Here is a 19,025-nt window from a genome sequence, read left to right on the forward strand (position 1 = left end):
TTAGAAAAGCACGGCAAAGATGCCAGGCCTCGCCGTCAGATCGGATTAGTTTTTTGCTTCTTCAATGGCTTCTTCTTCCGTCTGGGTTGCATTCACTTCACGGACCGCATTGAGCAGCTTGGTGTAGCCTTCTGGATTGTCGCGGAAAATTTTCTCGACGAGCTCGTACTTGGTGCCTACCTTGTACGCTTTCTTCAGCTCTTCCTGATTCCAAGGGAAATCGTGCTCGGTGGCTTTCACCAATCGCGCATCGTTGTACAGGAACCAGTCGGTTTTCTCGCCTTTGTCAGCCATGCGTTCGCAATCGCGCAGCTCGGACAAATTCAGTTGGCGAACCTTCCACTCGTCACCGTCGATGGTTACGGTGATTTCTTTTCGCGGAGCTTGTTCATTGGCTTTGGCCAAAAATTTCTCGAGTTTGTTTTTGTTCATTTTCAAGCACTCTCCTATTCCGTGTAGGTTGGCAATTCATCGAGGTAATCCGGCTTTTCGATGGACATCCCTTTCAGGTCATATGTCGCGTGGTCGTTGCCGTCTGCTTTGGCTTCCCACAGCGTAATTTCGTCTGGGTTCAGCACGATATTGGAAATGCGGACGCGTTCGGAGTTGCCCGCTTCCTTGTCCAGCGTCTCGCCGATCAGGAATGGAAGGACTGGGGTCTTGCCTTGCGTCAATTGATCGACGCAGTAGTATTTCAGCGCAGCGTTGGTTGCGGTAATTTTCAATGTCACTTCTACATGCCAGTCATTGACTGTTTGGATTTTTCCTTTTTGCAGGCGATTCGTGTCGCCGTACTCTACCTTGAGCACCATTTTGCCTTCCAAGGTACCGAAGATCGGGTCTCCGTTTTCATCGTAAATTTGGCAGTTTTTCAGTTTAATATCGCGTGCAATAGCCAATTACAGCACCTCCCAGTCAATGTCAAAGTATTCGATGGCATCAAGCGGCTTCGCAGACAAGAGGAAGCCACGGCGATCCCCGATGCCGTCCTTTTTATCCGTAAATGTCCAGCCCGTATCAATCGCGCCCTGCTGCTCGCGAACGGTCATATACGCGTTGACGGCAGAGACAAACACCGCGCCGCCCAAATCGTTGTTGCCGAGCTTGCCTTTGTATTTCTTGCCGACTTGGCTGATGTCGTTGACGATCTGGTCCAGCGTCATGCTCACACGGATTTTTCCGTAGTCCTCGCGCTCATGCGTACCCAGAACAGCCAGCGTATTGACGGCGCTCTCGATGATGTACACATCTCCGTCGCGGGTTGCGATCAGCGTACCGGAGCCGAGCGCACTCAAAATATCAGTGTGGCCCCAATCCTTGAGGGCTTTTTTCAATGGAACGACGACGGCCGTCAGCGATTCATGCGCAGGTGTCGCGGCAATCATACCCGCTACCCAAGCGGCCCACTCCAGGCTGCCGTAAACTTTTCCGTTGTTGTGCTGACCAGCGATAGCACTGTTCACGACAAAACGGGCATTTTGCGCCACTGAGCGCTCGATGTGCTTCGCCATGTTCTCGTCGTCCGCCGCTTTGCCGCCGATTACCAGCGTGCTAAGCTTCTTGTTTTGTGTGCGACGATCGCTCATGAATTGCTTCGCTGCCGCTTGTACAGCCGCATCGTCAAAAGGCAGATACATCGTGTCAAAATCAGCACCGGACACAGCCATGAACAGCTTAGTCGAGTCAGCTGGGGTAAGCGCTACTGTGCCACTTTTTGCTCCTGTCAGCGCTGTTTCTGGCACGATTGTAACGGCAGTCTCACCCAGCTTTTTCACACGCACATAGCTGGATTGGCTCGTTTTCGCTGTCAGCTCATTCGCATCCGCAAACGAAAACTTCTCGATTTGCAGCGGGCCTGTTACCTGGAGTTCCTTCTTGCCTGGCTCGGACGTCGAGGCTGTGATCGCAACCTTCAGCTCGTTACCTACCAAACCTGGATACAGAGCCTCGACTCTGATTGCATCGGCTTGCTCGTACGCAGCTTTTGTCGCTGTGCCATTCGTCATGCGATACGCGAGAATCGTCGCGCCGCCTTCTGATGCCAGCTCCACGGTATCTACCTTGCCAAACGTGTGGGCCATTCGCTCCTCAAAGCTCCCCAGCTTGACGAGCTCATCTGGCGCGCCCCACTCTGCTTGATACGGCACCAGTACGACACCGTTTTTCGGCACTACACGTTCTTTTGCTTTTGCGATCAGTTCGACCGTTACACCCGGACGTTCACGTTGAATGGTCATGCTTACACCCCGCCTTTGTATTTGGTCAGTCGGCTCTTCACTTGTCCTTCTGCCAGTTGTTGATCATCTGCTTCAGAAAAAAGAGCACCTGCTACCTCGAACCCTTCGGCTCCAAGGTAAGCGGTGCTCTTGATCCACTCTTGTTTGGTTTGCACAAGCTCTGGGGCCTGTGCTTGTTGTTCTTTTCGTGCCACTATGATCAGTCCCCCTCTACATCAAATTCGTTGATTTTTTCTGTGACTGCTCTCTGCACCGCCACGTTGTAGGTGAACTGGAACGCGATTTCCGTCCGGTCCTTTTTATCCCGCCAAATACGCAAGGTGGAGCTGTCGATCTCGATAAACAATCCAGACGTCTCGCCTTGATAGCTGAACTGCCTTTGGCGAAGAAGCTCACGCAGCGGCTCTGCTGAAAGTGGCTGATAGACACCTGCTACCTTTGGATAGTGGAGGACGATGGCTGCTTCTGAGACCACCTGATAGGAAGTGAGGCTTCTTCCTTCTTCACGAACCCCTTGCGTCAAAAGAAACGCGATAGGCGGCTGGAATCGCTGCGCCATCCAGTCGTCCACGTTCACAACAGTAGATAGCTCTGGATACGCTTCCTTCACCAGTTCACTGAGAACAGCTAGCTCACGATCCATCCAGCTTCCACCTCCCATACTTGCGGTATTCTCTTCTGTCTTCGTCACATGTCTCTTCCCCCCGCTATTTCACTTCATTTGGCAAGGTATCCACGGCAAATACCCGCCGAGCAGAGAGCGAGTAGCCTTTGGCTTTGAACTCGCAACATCGTGTGGCGCCAATCGCCGTTTTCCCCGCTCGCCGGACATTTGAGTCTTCGGCGTACATAAAAAGCCACCCGACAGCTTCATCGGATGGCTCGTATCTCTCTTACTTGTTTCGCTTGACTCAAGTATAACCGATTCGGAGGAAAAACCGGGAAAATGACCCGATGTGTCAGGAAGTGTCAACCTTTGTCAACCTCAAGCATGCTTGTGAAAATGAAAAGAAGCTGTCATCATCAGACAGCTTCTCATCTAGTAAGCCGGGTTCTGTTTTTCATCATCCAGTCTGCTGAGCCTGATCGCCATACATCGCCCATGCCATCTTCATCACGGCGCTGCGCTTGATTTCATAATACCGCTGTCTGGACACACCGATTTCTTTGGCAATCAGATTGTTCTTGTCGCCATCAAGCAAAGCTTCGACCACCAAGCGTTCCTGCTCACCCGGAATCGTCTCAACCGCTTTATTGATCCGCTCGATTTTATCTTGCAAATTTTGCAGTCTCTTCCATTTTCGCTCCCGGCGTGCAACCTCCGCATGCGTCCGATCACCCGTGGTTCCCTTTCCTTTTGGCATACCCGAATCCAATCCGTACTGTGCGACCATTCCTTCCCCCGCCTCACGCAAAAAACGCTGGATGCGCACAATTTCGATCTGCATGTAATTGTAGTCGCGGATTTCTTCCTCGGCCTTTTGTAGAAAATCTACGCTTGGTGCTTGTTCACTGGGCCGGGCAAAGCCTTCTTTTCTAGCGGATACTGTCTTTTGCTGCCCCTTTGCCTTTTGATCCCCCATGTACTTGTCCCACTCCGGGCAAGAATCGATTTTTCCCACGTGCTTATCATGAACCTGGCAATGTGATTTCTTTCCCCAGCACGTTGCCGGACACACCTCGCATACTGCTTCCATGAAAACATCTTTGCTGATCAAGGCACTATTCCCCCTCGGTCATATATATGAAGTCCGTATGATTGCTTATCGGTTTTCGTTGACTCTTGCGTCTTTTCTTAATCTTTGAGACAAACCAATCTGTCCGATAATGACTCCGACCAATAAAACAGCTGCTCCGATTAATGCTGCTTCTATCATTTCGTACGTATCTCCTTTGCATCATCATTTTCTTGTATAATGAAAGGGGGCAAAGAGGATACTCACCAGTTGTATTCTTTGCCCCAAGCATTCAATGGGGATTCCGATCGTCAGTCGGAGTCTCCTTTTTTTGTTCCAGCTGCTCTTTCTTTTTCTCTTTGTTTGCTTTTAATTGCAGGTTGAACAGATTATTAATCCGAATCTGCAAATCTACCTGCTTAAACGTGACGATTAAAGCAAGGAAGCACACGACAACCGCAAGAACCTGAACGTAATCAATCGTCATCATAGCATCACTTCTCCACTGCGGATGGCTTCGAGCATCGCGGTTTTCATTTCTTGCATGCTCTCTTCGCGAGGTAGTTTGATAAAGGAAGCAAGGTACTCCATGTCAGGAAGCAGAAAGTCGAGGATCGTCAGTACGGCCCGATTATCCCCTGACTGTGCTTTTTCGAGGGTCAGGCTGAACGAGTCAGCTTCTCGGCTAACTGGCGCAAATATTTGTTTTTGCATTTACTCACTCCTTGTCTGGTCATATTCAGTTTTTGGGCTACCTGTTCTTCTGTCATTCCTTGAATAACGACATGCTTGATAATGATCCGAGCTTTTTCTGGGAGTTGCATTAACACCTCCTGAACATACAGGTCCGACAGATTGTCCTCGATCGCTTCCATTCCCCGCATCCCCTCTTTGATCACCGTCTCCCTGTACAAACGCTTCTTGGCGGCGTACTGCAATCGCCAAGCAATCCTCTTGAGCACTTTTCTGCAATGCTCTTTCAACTGCTCATCTTTCACTTGCTTCACCTTCTGTCTTTTTCATCCGGAATAGGAACACTCGTTCTCTTTGTGGTACAAGTATCTCATACTACACTGATAAGTTCAAGCTCTTTCTACCAGATTTTTGGAGATGATTTTTACCGATTGAACCTCTACACAAACTACAAAAAGACATCAAAAAAGCACGATCCCAAATGGAAATCGTGCCTCTATAGAAGTACTGAATCATCCTTTCATAACTGCTGTCCCTACTCTACAAAAGTACATAATTCTCATACTTTTTTAAGTTTTATCTGTCCATCACGCAAGAAATACCTTACATGAAGAAAAACCTATAAAAAAAGCAAGCCCCCTCTCGCATTCCCAGCAGAAGAGCTAGCTTGCTTTTCTATCCTTCGCACTCTTTTAATCCCAAATATTCGGACGTTCAACACCCATCGTTCTCATATAATCCAGCAGCTGGCCGGTATGTACCGACTCATGATAGGCGATTCGCAGCAGCATGTCTCCAAGAGTACGGACATATCCTACATCGGATCGATCGATGCGGACACTCTCCAAATCGCTCTTGGACAGCCCTCTGACGAAGCGGAGAAACTCTTCTCGATACGGCTTCGCAAAGGCCAAATCTTCTTCTACGCTCGAAAACTCTTTGGTTTCATACGGATTGGGGATGTCAGACAAGGCAGCGCTTCCCCGCTGGATCAAAATCTGGTGATACAAAAACTCACCCTCAATGACATGGCGAATCATTTCTCCGCACGTGAACGCTCTATCGTCAGGCTTCCAGTTTAGCATTTCTGTAGGGATTGCCTTCCACACCTTGATGCTTCTACGTCTTACTTCCTCAAAGTTTAAGATTAAGAGATCATTTTCGTTCATGGCATTTTCCCCTCCCGGTAAGCTCGTCCTAGTTTTTTTGATAGAGATCACATGTCGCTACGTGATCATTGACCATGCCGACTGCTTGCATAAAGGCGTAGCAAATTGTTGAACCGACAAACGTAAAACCGCGCTTTTTCAGGTCCTTGCTCATTTTGTCGCTGATTTCGGTAGAAGCAGGCACATCCTTCATTTCCTGAAAATGATTATGGATCGGCTTCCCGCCTACAAACGACCAAAGATAGCTGCTAAAGGACCCAAACTCCTCCACAACCCGCAAATACGCGTGGGCGTTCTTCACGACGCCGCGAATCTTCAGCCTGTTTCGAACGATGCCTTCGTCTGTCAGCAATTGCTCGATTTTGGCTTCATCGTATTGAACGATTTTCTCCGCTTCAAAGTTATCAAACGCTCTTCGATAATTTTCCCGCTTCTTCAGGATCGTGTACCAGCTCAGCCCAGCCTGTGCCCCTTCCAAATTCAAATATTCAAAGAGCAACCGATCTTCATAGACAGGAACTCCCCACTCGTGATCGTGATAATCCATATAAATAGGGTCCTGATTCACCCAGCCGCACCGATTCATGAAAAAGAAACCTCCTCTACGAAATACGAACATATATTCTTATATAAAGAATATACAATCATTGGGTATTCTGCAAGTTTTTCTTCACAAAAAAAGACCTCATCCATCTGAGGTCTCCTTGCAATCAAGCTGTTAAAATAATTGGCTTCCCCTTCGTTACTACGATGGTGTGCTCGTATTGAGCTACGTAACTCTTATCAGGCGTAATGAGCGCCCAACCATCCCTGCCATCATCCACATATTCCGTTCCCGTTGAAATGAATGTTTCAACTGCCAACACGAGACCTTCTGTGAGCAAGCGTCTATCCTTTTTGTCATAGTAATTCAAAATGTAAGCAGGCTCTTCATGCAAGCTTTTGCCGATGCCATGGCCCGTAAGGTTTTTGACCACTGTAAAGCCCTTTTTCCTAGCCTCCTGGTGAACAATGCGACCAATCTGACTTAGCTTCGATCCCGCCTTTGCCGCATCCAATGCCTTGTACAGCGACTCCTCTGCGCATTCGCATAAGGATTGCTTCACAGGCTCGCCTTCCCCTACCACGATTGAAGCACCTGTATCGGCAAAATATCCATCCAGCTCCGCCGAGACATCAATATTGATGATATCGCCATTTTGCAGAACTGTATCATCAGGGATGCCGTGCGCAACAATGTGATTGACACTGATGCACGTATGCCCTGGAAAATCATACGTGATATTCGGTGCAGAACGCGCTCCGTACTTTGCCAAGATCTCTCCGCCAATCCGGTCGAGTTCTTTTGTTGTCACGCCTGCCCGCACTGCTTTTATCATCGCTTCTCTTGCTTCTGCCACAATGCTACCGATCCGCTTCAAACAAATCAAATCATGTTCATTTTGAATCGACATATGTTTCCCTCCTATCTACGAATGTAATTATTCACCTCTCCTATCCCTACATTGGAACATTTTTCATCGCCAATCGCAACCCGCAGAAAAACACAAAGAACCCCAGAAGCACCCTCTGCGGCTCTTATCTTACGAAGCCAGGCGCTTATGGTCTTCGTCACCCGTCGCTTTACCCCAGCCTCTCTACCAAAAACCAAACGACATTGGAAATGAGTAAAGACTGTCCGATTCCAAAACTAAACCCTGTGAAAAATCGCAGCTTGTTATTGCTTGTTCGCCACTTCCATTGTTGGGTAAAGCCATCAATGAGCATGGGCAATAAAAGCAGTCCAATTAAATAGTAAGGGGTCACGATATGCATCCCTGCTAAAACAGGCGCCAGCAGGTATCCAGCTAGGATCGCAAAACATCTCGCACATAGCGGCATTTTCTTACCACCGATAGAAAAGGAACGATCTGCTCGTCTATGACAGGGAATCCACTGCGTAATGATCTTCATCCACTCCCTCAATGTGAGCAATCTGGCTTGCAATCGCAATCTGGTGTATCACAATCCGGACAATCAACGGGAAGATGGCTGCAATCTGGCGAACAATTGTTACGCTTTTTCCTGTTTGTCGAATAATAGAGGATCATGCTAATCAAAACAAGAAGACCAAGTATGAGCAAGACTCCTCCTGTAACATAATCCCCTTGATACAGAAATACGCCTCCCGCTATCCATGCGATCATGCAAAGCGTTAATCCAACAAAAAACAGATACACCCTCTCCCTTCTTTTCTTTCTACGCGAAAGAGTATCTGCAGTTTCACCGTGCGTTCGATCGGGAGTGAAGTCATCGACCCGGCTGATTTGTTATGGCGTCCACATATTTATACCGCTCTGCACGTGCGTATGTAAGCCGATAAACGGGGATCGGAACAGGAGCTTTTTCCCTCCTATTTGTATCTCTGTCCTCAACTTGCACATATTCCAGTTCCGCATCAAATAAGCCTAAGAAACTCTCCGCGGCTTCCCGAGCAGACACACAAGAGATTGGATCGGGAAGCTCCTTGTTTTTGCGTACATCGTGCTTGTAAAAACCCGTTACCTGGCCTGTCCAAGGATTCACTTTTACGTTGTAGACTCGATTGGTGAGAACAATCCCTTGTCTTCGCTCATAGAAGTAATAGGTATTTCCGGTACCGCGCAAATAACAAAGCTCGTAATAGTGAAGCTCAGCAATTCCTCGCTCCATGTATTTCTCCAAAAAGCGCATTGCGATTTGCAAAGCATCGTACTCCGAAAGCCGTGGCGTTTCATATTCCATTTTTTGATTAACCGTAAAGGCAAGTAACTCGTTGATCGTTTGATTGAGTGTAACGCATACAAAATCTGGATCGTAAATGGTTTCAGCGTCCTCATCTTCCGGTAAAGGCCAGTAATAATGAATAGTAGGAGGCCACGCAGGGTCTGACGCAGCGTCAACGAATTTGAAAGATCCACTCCTTGGATAGTAAGTTAATCCACCCTCATTCGGAGTCACGACTGTCGCTCTTTTAATCTCGGAGTGAGTTACATCTATTTGAAAATGTTCCTTCAGCCACAGCTCGATCTCCTGAATATCTGTGAAAAAAATAGATTCCCCCCGAGGAACTACGGGAATAACCTCGGAGTGTTTTTCTACAAGTCGTCTGCCCCCTATGACTGTCTTTGCTGGTTGTCCTGTCTCCGCATGAATGACTGCATAGTCTAGCGGTACCCCATCAGGAATGTACTTGAGCTGCCCTTCCTCCTGTTCATCGTATATGAGCATCATGTTGTTCTGAAATAAAGCCAGGTATGCTTGTTTCGCCTCATCCTTTGTTATGATTTGCGGCTTAGTCGGTTTATTTTTTCGATCAAAATCATGAAAGCCGCGGTAATCGATGCCTACTAAATTTCCGAACTCGTCTAAAGCTATCCGCAAATGTACTCCTGATAGCGGAATCCCATGAAAAAAATAACGATAGTACAGCTCCCATTGTTTTTTCCCACGATACTCTCTCAGATTCGCTGTATGATCGCTCACCATCTCTTTCAAATGATCCCCGTATAATTTTTCCGCCACTTCTTTCGCTCGCTTTGTTGCTGACTCGGCATCGACCCTCTCACCAAAAGCAATCGACTCTTGGTATGTTCTATCTAAGTCGAACTCCATCACATATCCCGTTTCTTTGTCTATTTCCAGTTCTGTATCATCATGACCTACTTTTATCTCACAAGTTCTCCACTTATCGTACGTTTCGATTTGCAGATGATACATTTCACTCAACTCTAGAAACAAACCAAACCATCTCTCCATCGTCTCCCGAACTGGTTCTGTCGGATATATATTCATCGCTTTTCCTCCCGAACGAAAAAACCGTCAATGCAGACACTGACGGCTTCTCTATTTGCATGCGAAATCCTAATCATCATCACCATCATCAAGGTCATCCTCGTCATCGTCATCATCATCGGTAGAGCTATTGTCGATCGTGGTCGTCGACAGCACTTTTCCGGTAATAGCATGAATGCGCACGTCTACCGTTTGGGAGTCTTTTTCCGTGATCACCCGATAGACTGCTCCGCTCTTTGTCTCGATTAAATCAACATCATCGATCTTGCCGCCACTTGTTCTTTCTTTCGCAATTTGTTTCGCTTGCTGTTCGGTAATTTTAGTTTGTGGCTGCGCTGGTGGATTCGAGCTTTGATTCGATTTCGGCTGCTGCTGTGTTTGGGGTTGTTTTGCGGCTGGGTTAGTCGCGTTGCCTGAAGCATCCTTCCCGCCGTTATTCGGTTTCGGCGCTGTGCTGGTTGTCGGATTTGAACCCGGCTGCGTTGGATTCGTTGCCGCTTCATTTGCCTTCGGCTGCGCAGTGGCTGCGACCAAGGAGAGCTCCTTCAATTCAACAATTTCCCCCGTATTTGCATTCACCGTCACACTATACGTTCCGCGTTCATTGAGGAGTTGGAGATTGTAAATGCTGTTTTCTCCTACATCTGTCATGGAAATTGATTCAATCTTCCCCGGGTAGCGGGCCGCCACGATCTGTTTGACTTCCTCCGCTGATAATGACTGCAAATTCATGCTCGCGAAGATCCGCTGCATGCCAAATGCCGTCGTGACCAACAGAAAGCTCGCCAGTACCCCTACTTTCCATTTTTTATTCATACGTACCTCCTGCTATTTCTTAGCCTGCCCTGGCAAAAAAACGGTCACGAGCGTCCATTTCCCTTCCTCGCTATCCAGTGCAATATCGCCTTGATGGGCATCGACGATCTGTTTGGCAATGGAAAGACCGAGTCCTACTCCCCCTGTTTCGCGGCTGCGGGCTTTGTCTACACGGAAGAAACGATCAAAAACATGCTGCAAATCTTCCTTGGGAATCCCCATTCCATAGTCCTTCACTGAGAAAAATGGACGGTCCCTTTGAATCCCCACCTCAACCTCAATTTCATTGGAGCTGTATTTCATCGCATTGTCGAGTAAAACGACGAGCACTTGTTTTAGTTTTTGTTCATCGGCCATCACAGGAACCGATTCGTGGTTTGCACCCAGTTGAAAGGATCTGCCATACGCATTGGTCAATTGCGCAACGGTCGTTTGGCACATCGAGATCAAATCGATTTCTTTAACATCCAGATTCCAATCGGCGCTATTGTTTGCCAGAAGGAGCATTTGATTGGTCATATCCTTCATCCGCACGGCTTCCGAATAGATCGCCTCCACCGACTCTGCCAGAACCTCCGGCTTTTTCGTCCCCCAACGCTTCAATAGCTTCGCATAGCTTTCTACTACGGTCAGCGGCGTTTTCAATTCATGGGAAGCATCTGAGACGAACTGCTGCTGCTTCTCGAAGTTTTGCTGTAATAAATCCATCATCTTGTTAAAGGTAGTTGCTAATGCGTGCAATTCATCCTTGGATGTGTGCTCAAGCGGTATTTTCTTAAAAATACTGCGCGCTTGAATGTCTTCCATCGTTTGTATCATCGAGTTTACTGGTCGCAAAATCAGATTGCTCAACATGCGTCCTGCAAAAAAAGCAGGAATCAGCACGAACAGCGAAGCAAATAACAGCACGTTTTGCAGCAGGCTCAAATTTTTTTGCAAACCCGCAATCCTTTCAATAACTTCTAGTGTGACAATTTTTCCATTCGTCCAAATGATCGGGACCTTGACGTACGCGTATTTCGCTCCGCTGACATCGAAGACACCGTCACTCGCTTTTCTTTCAAAGATCGGCTTCGGTGCCGGGATTGGCTGCGTACTGTCTACTTCCTGCGTGACGATGGCCCGTGATTGCTGATCGATAATCCGGATCATCCCGTTCGCCGGCAAATACGGCTGCAAGAGCGTAGCAGGGTCAAAATTTTCCACACCGATCTGATTGAGTCCACTCTGAATGTGCAGAACTTCTTGTTGCAGACGATCCAGCTCTCCGTCTGTTGTCACTTTGTAGAACATGAAGTAAATGAAGCTGTTGACCATGAGCAACAGAAGCAAGAGTGCGACCGTAGAGAACAAATGAATTTTATTTTTGATTTTCATAATCTACCCCTTCAGCATATAACCAACGCCTCGTACTGTATGCAATAGCGGGGTTTCATACCCTTGGTCCACCTTTTTACGCAAGTAACGGATATACACGTCAACGACATTTGTGTCTCCGAAATAATCAAATCCCCATACGTGTGTAAGAATCTGTTCACGATTCAGAACTTGGTTTTTATTCTGCATCAGATAAAGCAACAAATCGAATTCACGCGGCGTCAGCTCGATCTGACTGGAACCTCTCGTCACTTCCCGCGATTTTTCATTCAGACTTAAATCTGCTACTTCTACTTTGGAGCTGGCTTCCACTTGCCTCGTCATTTGGGACAAGCGGAGGCAGGAACGGATGCGCGCCAGCAGCTCTTCGATTTCAAAAGGTTTCGTGATGTAGTCGTTCGCGCCTTGATCGAGTCCATTTACTTTGTCCACGACAGCATTCCTCGCCGTCAACAAAATGACTGGTGTCGCGGAGTCCTTTACCCGAATCCGACGAAGCACTTCTATGCCTGACAAGCCTGGCAGCAGTACATCGAGCAAAATCAAGTCCCATCCGCTTTGATTGTATTGTTCCAGCGCCTCGAGCCCTGTTTTGGCAATCTCGCTTTCGTACCCTTCGTATTCCAGCTCTAATTGAATCACACGAGCAATTTTCTCTTCATCTTCCACAATTAATATTCGCTCCGACATGTAATCCTCCTAAGCCTTGCTCCATTATCCAGAAGAGTTTAGCAAATATTGGCTGTGGTTCAAAGAGTAATCCGTACGAAAGATATCATTTTTTACTTATATCGATAACCCTACCCACTGCCAATACGCGTAATAAAAGACGATCATCAGGATCGCGTGGGCTGCCCCTGCATACAAGCTCAACCGCAGCAAATCCTTGGGCAAAAAGGTCTCTTTGCCGCTCTCCTGGAACATGAGCAATGCTTTGGAGCTGACAGGGAAGGTCAGGCAGTAGTTCATGCCAACCATCCCTAAGAACAGCACGGTCACTTCATTTAAGTCAAGGCTGCTCGCAAAGTAGAGAAGCGGCGGAACAAGAATGACAGCTCTCGTTGTATGCGATGTAATGTACAGATGGGAGGTCAGCGTCAGCAAAGTAATAACCACAATGATCAGAAGGGATGATTCCCCTTCCAGCTGCTCGGTGATCGTGAACAGCTTCTCAATGATCCACTCTGCCGCGCCGCTCTCCAACAACGACTTTCCGATTGCAATGGCTGCTCCTACAAACAGAATCAGGTTCCACGAGACAGACTGAACGCCATCCTTCCATTTCATGACGCCCACATTGGGAAGTGTCAAAAGAAAGGCGCCGACAACTGTCGTAGTAGCAATCTCGATTCCGTGAAAACGCTCTGTCAGCCAGAAAATGACCATCGCCCCGATCACAGCAACCGTATATTTTTCATTGCGGGACAAGGTGAGGGAGAGCTTTTTACTCGCGAGCGGGCGTTGCATCTCTTCTTTGGTGAGAAATAGCTCCAGAACAATCCGGCAAGTCACGATGCTGGCCACTATCCCAAACGGCAGTCCCCACAACAGCCACTCCGCGAAGCTAATCCCTTCCCCATTGAACTCCTTCAGCATATCGAGTGCGATAAAATGGGAGCCCGCTCCGATCATGGTGGAGCTCGTCGATACTAAAATAATCGTCGGAATCAGGATCGCCATGGCTTTCGTGATTTGCTTGTTCCCGATTTCGGAGGTCAGCGAGTGAAAAACAGGCAGCAGCACCGCTGCGCGTCCAGAAGTAGACGGGATAAAGAATGCGAGAAATTGAACGACGACCGTCAAGAGCCAAAACAAGCTTTTGACATTCTTTGCGCGGCTCACAATCAGATCTGTGAGTTTGCCTGCCAAGCCGGTCACTTGAAGAGCACCACCCAGAATGAAAGAGCCTATCATTAACCAAATGACATCGGAGGCGAGCGAGTCGAACAAAATTTCCTGGTCAGCCGTTCCTGTCACGACGAGGAGCAATACGGAACCAACGGCTACATAGGCGGAGTTCAGCGAGGTGGTCGTCCACAGGATCACAGCGACACAGAAGCAGAACAAGCTCCATTTGGCTTCCAATGTCAGGGAAGACGGCAGCATGAGCAGTAATTCAACGAACATAATCAGGACGATCGGAAGGACCCAGACAGGTCTTTCCTTTGCGATAATCTGTGCAATCACGATACTTGCTCCTTTGCCATTAAACGATTTGCGAGCTGCAAGCCCACCATGATGGTTCTCATCGAGCTTTCCGAGCAATCGGTCAGCCACTTCTGCGCATGCATGAACGCTTCCTCCAACGTAGACGGCATTGGCAAAATACTCGTGTACGCATCAATTCCGTGCTCATAATTGAGTCGGGCACCTTTGCCAACGGTTCCAACCAAAGCCACTACCGGCAGGGCATGCTTCTTCGCTCGTTTCGCCACTTCTACTGGAATTTTTCCACGCGGTGTTTGAAAATCAATGCTTCCTTCCGCCGTAAACACAAGGTCTGTCTCTTGAAGCATCCGATCCAAATCAATGTACTTCATGATAATGTCGTAGCGCGGATACAGATTCGCACCCGTCAGCGCATGCAGCCCGGCACCCAAGCCACCCGAAGCACCACTGCCCGGCATGTCTCTGACGTCGATACCGAAATCCCGCTCGATGATAGACGCGAATTGTTCGAGTGCTTTTTCCAACTCAACGACCTGCTCGGGCGTCGCACCCTTTTGCGGGCCAAACACGCGAGCGACTCCGTTTTCCCCACACAGCTTGTTAAACCAGTTGCAAGCCACATCGATTTGCACCTGCTTGAGTCTTTTGTCCATGCCGGAAACGTCGATATTCGTTACTTTTGCCAGCGAGATTCCGCCTTCAATACGGATTTCTTGACCGCTTGCATCCAAAAATTTCGCGCCAAGCGCTTGTGCCATGCCTGCCCCGCCATCGGAAGTACCGGAATCGCCGCAGCCTAGCAAAATACGATCTGCCCCCATGTCCAGCGCTGCTTTGATCAATTCACCGACGCCATGTGTCGTCGTTTTGCGCGGGTCACGCAAGCTTCTTGGAACCAGTCGCAGTCCCGCCGCTGCCGCCATCTCAATCACAGCCGTTTGACCTGTCATCTCTGATCCGAACATCCCGAAATGAGAAGGAACCTTTTCTCCTACGGGGCCTGTTACTTCCTTATCGATAATCGAGCCATTCGAAATTTTCACAATCGCTTTTGTAAAGCCTTCTCCTCCGTCTACCATCGGCAGTGTCTGTACTTGGGAGAGCGGGAGTACGCGCAGAATTCCTTCTTTCATGCATTCAGCTGCTTGCTCGGCATCTAGGCTTTCCTTAAAGCCCGAAGGCACAACGAGTATACGCATAAAAACAACATCCCTTCTCTTTATTTGAAGTTGCTTTCGCATTTGTCTCACTTGAGTAAGACCAATACTAAGCTTCAAAAAAGAGAAGGGAATAATAGGAAGATGAGAAGTTGATGAGAGAAAAGCAAGAAGAACGTTACGATTCTAAGCGTTTCGTTTTCTGCGCAGTTGATAATAGGTCACAGCCAGGGCAAGCGCCAAAACCGTTCCCTTAATAATATCGTAAGCGTAATACGGCAGATTGAGCATCGTCATGCCATTTAGCAGCACCCCGATCAGAATAGCTCCCACAAATGTACCGAATACGTTTGGCTTTCCTGCACCGAAAACGGAGAAGCCTACGAAAGCAGCCGCTACTGCATCCATCAGCATGGAGCCGCCACTGCTCACCTGCCCGGTACCGATTCGTGCTGCCAAAAGCATACCGCCCAAGCCTGCAAAAAGAGCAGAAAGCACATAAGCCAGGGTACGATAGCGATTCACAGGAATCCCCGACAGACGGGCTGCTTCCAAGTTGCCGCCTGTCATGTACAGCATCCGCCCCTGTCTCGTATAGGTCAAGTACACATGCGTGATCGCGACAAGTAAAAAGGTCAGAATAACGGGAACTGGTACGGAAAGAATTTCTCCTTGGCCCAGCCACAGGAACCATTCCTGGAATTTTCCCGGAGCCTGCGAGCCGTCCTGCATCGGCATGTTTGCGTAGATCGAGTAGCCTTGGGAATACGTCATATGAATGCCGTTTACGATGTAGAGCATCGCCAAAGTAGCCAGCAAATCAGGAATGCGGATTTTCACGACCAAGAAGGCGTTGACCAACCCAACAAGCAAGCTGAGTACAATCGGAACAACCAGTGTCGTGAAGACTCCTTGTTCGTACCAAACCATCATCGAAGCAGAAACGACCGTGGTTAATGAAACCGTCGATCCTACAGACAGGTCAAAGCCTCCGACAATCAGCGAGAACGTAACGCCAATCGCGACAAATGTCACAATCGAGATGGAGCGAAGAATGTCCGTCAAGTTGTCGTACGTGAAGAAATACGGGTTGGTCAAACTGAATAACAACATGACAATAACGATAACTGCAACCGTTCCGTATTTGTAAACAAAATCAAATAAGCTAAACTTTTTATCTGCCACGTTACTCACCTCCGCTTGCGTAGTACATAATGAGCTCTTGTGTTGCTTCCTCGCGACTCAATTCCTTCACAATCTTGCCCTCGAACATAACGAGAATCCGGTCTGCGATTCCGATGACTTCCTGAAACTCACAGGAAAAATACAGGACGCCCTTTTTCTGCTCGGCAAGATTTCCGATCAGGCGGTAAATATCGCTTTTCGCGCCGATATCCACCCCTTTTGTTGGCTCGTCAAACATAAAGAGGTGAGCGTTCGTATCCAGCCATTTGCCGATCGCGACTTTTTGCTGGTTTCCGCCGCTGAGGAAACCGACCAGCTGCTTGATATCGGCTGTTTTTACACCAAGGCGCTGCACCAGCTCTCTTGCGTTAGCCGCTTCCGCCCCTCTTTTGATAAAACCGAGCCAGGATTTCTTTTTCAACGAGGCGACTGACAGATTGTTCTGGACGGATTCCTCTACGAAAATGCCTTCCTTGCGCCTTTCCTCCGGGACGAGCACGATTCCTGCATCGACGGCGTCCTTTGGAGACCGCAGTTGGACATGTGTTCCATGCAATCGAACGGCTCCAGCCTTTGCCTCATCCGCACCGAAGAGCAATCGGGCGAGTTCAGTCTTGCCTGCCCCGACTAGACCGACGACACCCACGATTTCTCCCTCGCGAACCTGCAAGTCGACTCCCGTTACTTTGCCGCCAGCCACACCTGACGCCTCAAAAATCGTTTCGCCAATCGGCACTTCCAGCTTTGGGAACTCCTCGTCAAAGCTTTTGCCTAGCATGTTCGCGATCACTTCGTCCATATTGGTCTTCGCCGTCTCTGTGGTCACAACATGCTGTCCATCGCGCATGATGGTGATCCGATCACAGATTTCAAAGATTTCCGGCAGGCGGTGGGAGATATAAATGATCCCGACCCCAGCTTTTTTCAACTGCGCAATAATTTGAAACAGCCGCTCGCTCTCCTTCGTGCTCAACGGCGCTGTCGGTTCGTCGAAAATGACGTATTTCGCCTTTTGAACGGTAGCCCGTGCAATCAAAATCAATTGCTTTTCCGACAGCGTACATTCTTCGACGAGCATCCGCACTGGAATGGAAAAGCCGAAGTTTTTTAAAATCTGCTCCGTTTCGCTGTACAAGCTCTGCCAGTTGATCAGTCCCTTTGTTTTCGCCTGGACGAGCTGGTCCGCCAAAATGTTTTCGGCGACGCTCAAATACGGGATCAAGGCGGTGTCCACTTCCTGATATACACATTGAATGCCCTGTGCTTTGGCATCCTGCGGAGATTGAATCGACACGGCCTGTCCATCGATGGTGATCGTACCGCCATCTGCCTGATACGCTCCCGTGAGGATTTTCATCAGGGTACTCTTTCCCGCGCCATTGGCTCCGAGCAGTGCGTGAACCTCTCCTGCGCGCACCTCAAAATCGACGGATCGCAGGGCAGGAACCCCAGAAAACTGCTTCGCCATCCCTTTCATCTGCAATGTGGACATGTTTCACACCTCCTGTTTACCTGCGTGTTCCAGCCTCTATAAGGAAAAATCCCGTTGATGGATACAGATCAACGGGAAAAGCCAATTTGGTTCTTACTTGCCCCACTCTTGTACGTATTGGGACAGGTCGCTCATCGTTACTTTTTTATCCTTCGGCAGGTCTTCCTGTTTCACCAGCACTGGGTTCAGCTTCACGTTGTCTGGCACTTGCTCGCCTTTGATTTTTTGGAACACGGTTTGGGCATGGATTCGTCCGATATTGGATGGGTCTACCGCTGCCGTCGCTGCCCATGGAGAGTTTTCCGCCTGGATCATTTGCAGATCCTCATCACTCAAATCGATGGAGTATACTTTGATTTCCGTACGTCCTGCTTGCTGGATGGCACGTGTCGCCCCTTTGGCAAATTCATCCCAAGCCGCCCATACCGCTGTAATGTCACCTTTGTTCGGATACTTTTTCAAGATCGCTTCCATCTGCGTCTGTGTATCGAGTGCCGTATTGTTGGTAGCAGAACCGAATGCCGCAATCTCTTTCAAGTCCGGGTATTTCTTCTGGAAAGCTTCATACGTCACTTGACGTTTTTCCATAGGCGCAAAGCCGGCTACCCAAATTTTCACAATATTGCCTTTGCCATTTGTATCTGCCGCCAGCTTCTCCAGGCTCAGCTCTGCCAACTTGTTGTCATCCTGCGCCACAACTGGCACACCCGGAATGTTGATGTCTGTATCAAACAAGACAACCGGGATTTTTTTATCCACGGCCTTTTGCGTGCCCTGCTGCAACGCTTCTGCTGTACCATGGTCGATTAGAATGCCATCAAACTTTTGGTTGACAGCCGCATCGAGGTTGGACGCCATTTTTGACAGATCGGTATCTGCGTTGAATACCGTCAACTCGCCGCCGTTTTTCTCTACCTCTGTCTTCACGCCATTGATATATTGGGCGGAGAACGTCCCTACGTTTTGGCGCATGATCAGTGCGATTCTCTTCGCCTTCTCTCCCGAAGCACCGCCGTTTGTGCTGCCGGTTCCGGTTGTTGCCCCGCTGCCGCATGCCGTCACAAGAACAGATGCTGCCAAAACAAGTGATGTGATCAGACCGAGTTTCTTTTTCATTGAGATGTTCCCCCTTTTTCTTTTTACTTCCTGAACCTTCTGCGTTTGAAGCGCTCCCGCTATTTCTTCCGAAGCGGACAGTCTTCACTCAAAGCGGGGCGGAGGCCGAAGCGTAGACTGGAAAT

At 48.6% G+C, this 19,025-nt stretch carries 23 protein-coding genes; all 23 read right to left on the bottom strand.

Annotation, left to right across the window (positions count from 1 at the left end; genetic code table 11):
- Positions 1-45 precede the first annotated feature (45 nt).
- Positions 46-432 carry a phage tail assembly chaperone gene (locus tag C7R91_RS27720; RefSeq protein ID WP_047069578.1) on the bottom strand — a complete coding sequence of 129 codons (387 nt, stop codon included), beginning with the start codon at positions 430-432 and terminating at the stop codon, positions 46-48.
- Between the two features lie 14 nt (positions 433-446).
- Positions 447-899 (bottom strand): hypothetical protein, encoded by a 453-nt coding sequence (locus C7R91_RS27725; protein WP_007723453.1) that lies wholly within the window; start codon positions 897-899, stop codon positions 447-449.
- Complete coding sequence (locus tag C7R91_RS27730; protein WP_047069579.1) at positions 900-2,237, bottom strand: phage tail sheath subtilisin-like domain-containing protein; 1,338 nt, start codon at positions 2,235-2,237, stop codon at positions 900-902. It abuts the gene before it with no gap.
- A gap of 2 nt (positions 2,238-2,239) precedes the next feature.
- Positions 2,240-2,431, bottom strand: a complete 192-nt coding sequence (locus C7R91_RS27735; RefSeq protein ID WP_047069580.1) for a hypothetical protein — start codon at positions 2,429-2,431, stop codon at positions 2,240-2,242.
- 5 nt (positions 2,432-2,436) lie between these two features.
- A complete protein-coding gene (locus C7R91_RS27740; protein ID WP_236697855.1) occupies positions 2,437-2,928 on the bottom strand; it encodes a hypothetical protein in 492 nt (163 codons plus the stop codon).
- Positions 2,929-2,944: 16 nt separating this feature from the next.
- Entirely contained in the window at positions 2,945-3,088 is a 144-nt protein-coding gene (locus C7R91_RS29545) for a hypothetical protein (RefSeq protein ID WP_160309980.1), read from the bottom strand.
- 213 nt (positions 3,089-3,301) lie between these two features.
- On the bottom strand, positions 3,302-3,955 hold the full coding sequence (locus tag C7R91_RS27745) for a hypothetical protein (RefSeq protein ID WP_047069581.1): 654 nt from the start codon (positions 3,953-3,955) through the stop codon (positions 3,302-3,304).
- Between the two features lie 250 nt (positions 3,956-4,205).
- Entirely contained in the window at positions 4,206-4,403 is a 198-nt protein-coding gene (locus C7R91_RS27750; protein ID WP_017251814.1) for a hypothetical protein, read from the bottom strand.
- A complete protein-coding gene (locus tag C7R91_RS27755; protein WP_047069582.1) occupies positions 4,400-4,627 on the bottom strand; it encodes a hypothetical protein in 228 nt (75 codons plus the stop codon). Before C7R91_RS27755 ends, C7R91_RS27750 begins: the two co-directional genes overlap by 4 nt.
- Positions 4,573-4,911, bottom strand: coding sequence for a sigma factor-like helix-turn-helix DNA-binding protein (locus C7R91_RS27760; protein ID WP_047069583.1), 339 nt, complete (start codon positions 4,909-4,911; stop codon positions 4,573-4,575). The genes C7R91_RS27755 and C7R91_RS27760 overlap by 55 nt, the downstream gene beginning before the upstream one ends.
- A gap of 387 nt (positions 4,912-5,298) precedes the next feature.
- The gene (locus C7R91_RS27765) at positions 5,299-5,775 is read right to left on the bottom strand and encodes a DinB family protein (RefSeq protein WP_047069584.1); all 477 of its coding nucleotides are present in this window, start codon (positions 5,773-5,775) and stop codon (positions 5,299-5,301) included.
- Between the two features lie 28 nt (positions 5,776-5,803).
- Positions 5,804-6,361, bottom strand: coding sequence for a DNA-3-methyladenine glycosylase I (locus C7R91_RS27770; RefSeq protein WP_015893337.1), 558 nt, complete (start codon positions 6,359-6,361; stop codon positions 5,804-5,806).
- A 124-nt stretch (positions 6,362-6,485) separates the two neighbouring features.
- Positions 6,486-7,229, bottom strand: a complete 744-nt coding sequence (map, locus tag C7R91_RS27775; protein WP_047069585.1) for a type I methionyl aminopeptidase — start codon at positions 7,227-7,229, stop codon at positions 6,486-6,488.
- Between the two features lie 169 nt (positions 7,230-7,398).
- On the bottom strand, positions 7,399-7,728 hold the full coding sequence (locus C7R91_RS27780) for a DUF2085 domain-containing protein (RefSeq protein ID WP_047069586.1): 330 nt from the start codon (positions 7,726-7,728) through the stop codon (positions 7,399-7,401).
- A 336-nt stretch (positions 7,729-8,064) separates the two neighbouring features.
- Positions 8,065-9,588, bottom strand: coding sequence for a YcdB/YcdC domain-containing protein (locus C7R91_RS27790; protein WP_047069587.1), 1,524 nt, complete (start codon positions 9,586-9,588; stop codon positions 8,065-8,067).
- A gap of 69 nt (positions 9,589-9,657) precedes the next feature.
- Positions 9,658-10,404: a PepSY domain-containing protein gene (locus C7R91_RS27795; protein WP_083995060.1), complete on the bottom strand. Its 747-nt coding sequence runs from the start codon at positions 10,402-10,404 to the stop codon at positions 9,658-9,660.
- Between the two features lie 12 nt (positions 10,405-10,416).
- Positions 10,417-11,781 (bottom strand): HAMP domain-containing sensor histidine kinase, encoded by a 1,365-nt coding sequence (locus C7R91_RS27800; RefSeq protein ID WP_047069588.1) that lies wholly within the window; start codon positions 11,779-11,781, stop codon positions 10,417-10,419.
- Between the two features lie 3 nt (positions 11,782-11,784).
- The gene (locus C7R91_RS27805; RefSeq protein ID WP_047069589.1) at positions 11,785-12,471 is read right to left on the bottom strand and encodes a response regulator transcription factor; all 687 of its coding nucleotides are present in this window, start codon (positions 12,469-12,471) and stop codon (positions 11,785-11,787) included.
- Between the two features lie 96 nt (positions 12,472-12,567).
- Positions 12,568-13,908, bottom strand: coding sequence for an SLC13 family permease (locus tag C7R91_RS27810; protein WP_307723638.1), 1,341 nt, complete (start codon positions 13,906-13,908; stop codon positions 12,568-12,570).
- 56 nt (positions 13,909-13,964) lie between these two features.
- Positions 13,965-15,149, bottom strand: a complete 1,185-nt coding sequence (locus C7R91_RS27815) for a glycerate kinase family protein (protein WP_047069591.1) — start codon at positions 15,147-15,149, stop codon at positions 13,965-13,967.
- Positions 15,150-15,293: 144 nt separating this feature from the next.
- Positions 15,294-16,292, bottom strand: a complete 999-nt coding sequence (locus tag C7R91_RS27820) for an ABC transporter permease (protein WP_016741326.1) — start codon at positions 16,290-16,292, stop codon at positions 15,294-15,296.
- 1 nt (position 16,293) lies between these two features.
- Positions 16,294-17,784 carry a sugar ABC transporter ATP-binding protein gene (locus C7R91_RS27825; RefSeq protein WP_047069592.1) on the bottom strand — a complete coding sequence of 497 codons (1,491 nt, stop codon included), beginning with the start codon at positions 17,782-17,784 and terminating at the stop codon, positions 16,294-16,296.
- 93 nt (positions 17,785-17,877) lie between these two features.
- Entirely contained in the window at positions 17,878-18,900 is a 1,023-nt protein-coding gene (locus C7R91_RS27830) for a sugar ABC transporter substrate-binding protein (RefSeq protein WP_047069593.1), read from the bottom strand.
- Positions 18,901-19,025 lie beyond the last annotated feature (125 nt).

Source organism: Brevibacillus formosus (assembly GCF_003013405.1).
Lineage (GTDB): Bacteria > Bacillota > Bacilli > Brevibacillales > Brevibacillaceae > Brevibacillus > Brevibacillus formosus.

Bases quoted from the DNA above. Each gene is read 5' to 3' on its own strand.
- C7R91_RS27790 (WP_047069587.1), bottom strand. From the start codon at position 9,588: ATGAATATATATCCGACAGAACCAGTTCGGGAGACGATGGAGAGATGG.
- C7R91_RS27830 (WP_047069593.1), bottom strand. From the start codon at position 18,900: ATGAAAAAGAAACTCGGTCTGATCACATCACTTGTTTTGGCAGCATCT.
- map (WP_047069585.1), bottom strand. From the start codon at position 7,229: ATGTCGATTCAAAATGAACATGATTTGATTTGTTTGAAGCGGATCGGT.
- C7R91_RS27800 (WP_047069588.1), bottom strand. From the start codon at position 11,781: ATGAAAATCAAAAATAAAATTCATTTGTTCTCTACGGTCGCACTCTTG.
- C7R91_RS27755 (WP_047069582.1), bottom strand. From the start codon at position 4,627: ATGCAAAAACAAATATTTGCGCCAGTTAGCCGAGAAGCTGACTCGTTC.
- C7R91_RS27795 (WP_083995060.1), bottom strand. From the start codon at position 10,404: ATGAATAAAAAATGGAAAGTAGGGGTACTGGCGAGCTTTCTGTTGGTC.
- C7R91_RS27780 (WP_047069586.1), bottom strand. From the start codon at position 7,728: ATGAAGATCATTACGCAGTGGATTCCCTGTCATAGACGAGCAGATCGT.
- C7R91_RS27750 (WP_017251814.1), bottom strand. From the start codon at position 4,403: ATGATGACGATTGATTACGTTCAGGTTCTTGCGGTTGTCGTGTGCTTC.
- C7R91_RS29545 (WP_160309980.1), bottom strand. From the start codon at position 3,088: ATGTACGCCGAAGACTCAAATGTCCGGCGAGCGGGGAAAACGGCGATT.
- C7R91_RS27805 (WP_047069589.1), bottom strand. From the start codon at position 12,471: ATGTCGGAGCGAATATTAATTGTGGAAGATGAAGAGAAAATTGCTCGT.
- C7R91_RS27815 (WP_047069591.1), bottom strand. From the start codon at position 15,149: ATGCGTATACTCGTTGTGCCTTCGGGCTTTAAGGAAAGCCTAGATGCC.
- C7R91_RS27810 (WP_307723638.1), bottom strand. From the start codon at position 13,908: ATGTTCGTTGAATTACTGCTCATGCTGCCGTCTTCCCTGACATTGGAA.
- C7R91_RS27730 (WP_047069579.1), bottom strand. From the start codon at position 2,237: ATGACCATTCAACGTGAACGTCCGGGTGTAACGGTCGAACTGATCGCA.
- C7R91_RS27770 (WP_015893337.1), bottom strand. From the start codon at position 6,361: ATGAATCGGTGCGGCTGGGTGAATCAGGACCCTATTTATATGGATTAT.
- C7R91_RS27825 (WP_047069592.1), bottom strand. From the start codon at position 17,784: ATGTCCACATTGCAGATGAAAGGGATGGCGAAGCAGTTTTCTGGGGTT.
- C7R91_RS27765 (WP_047069584.1), bottom strand. From the start codon at position 5,775: ATGAACGAAAATGATCTCTTAATCTTAAACTTTGAGGAAGTAAGACGT.
- C7R91_RS27720 (WP_047069578.1), bottom strand. From the start codon at position 432: ATGAACAAAAACAAACTCGAGAAATTTTTGGCCAAAGCCAATGAACAA.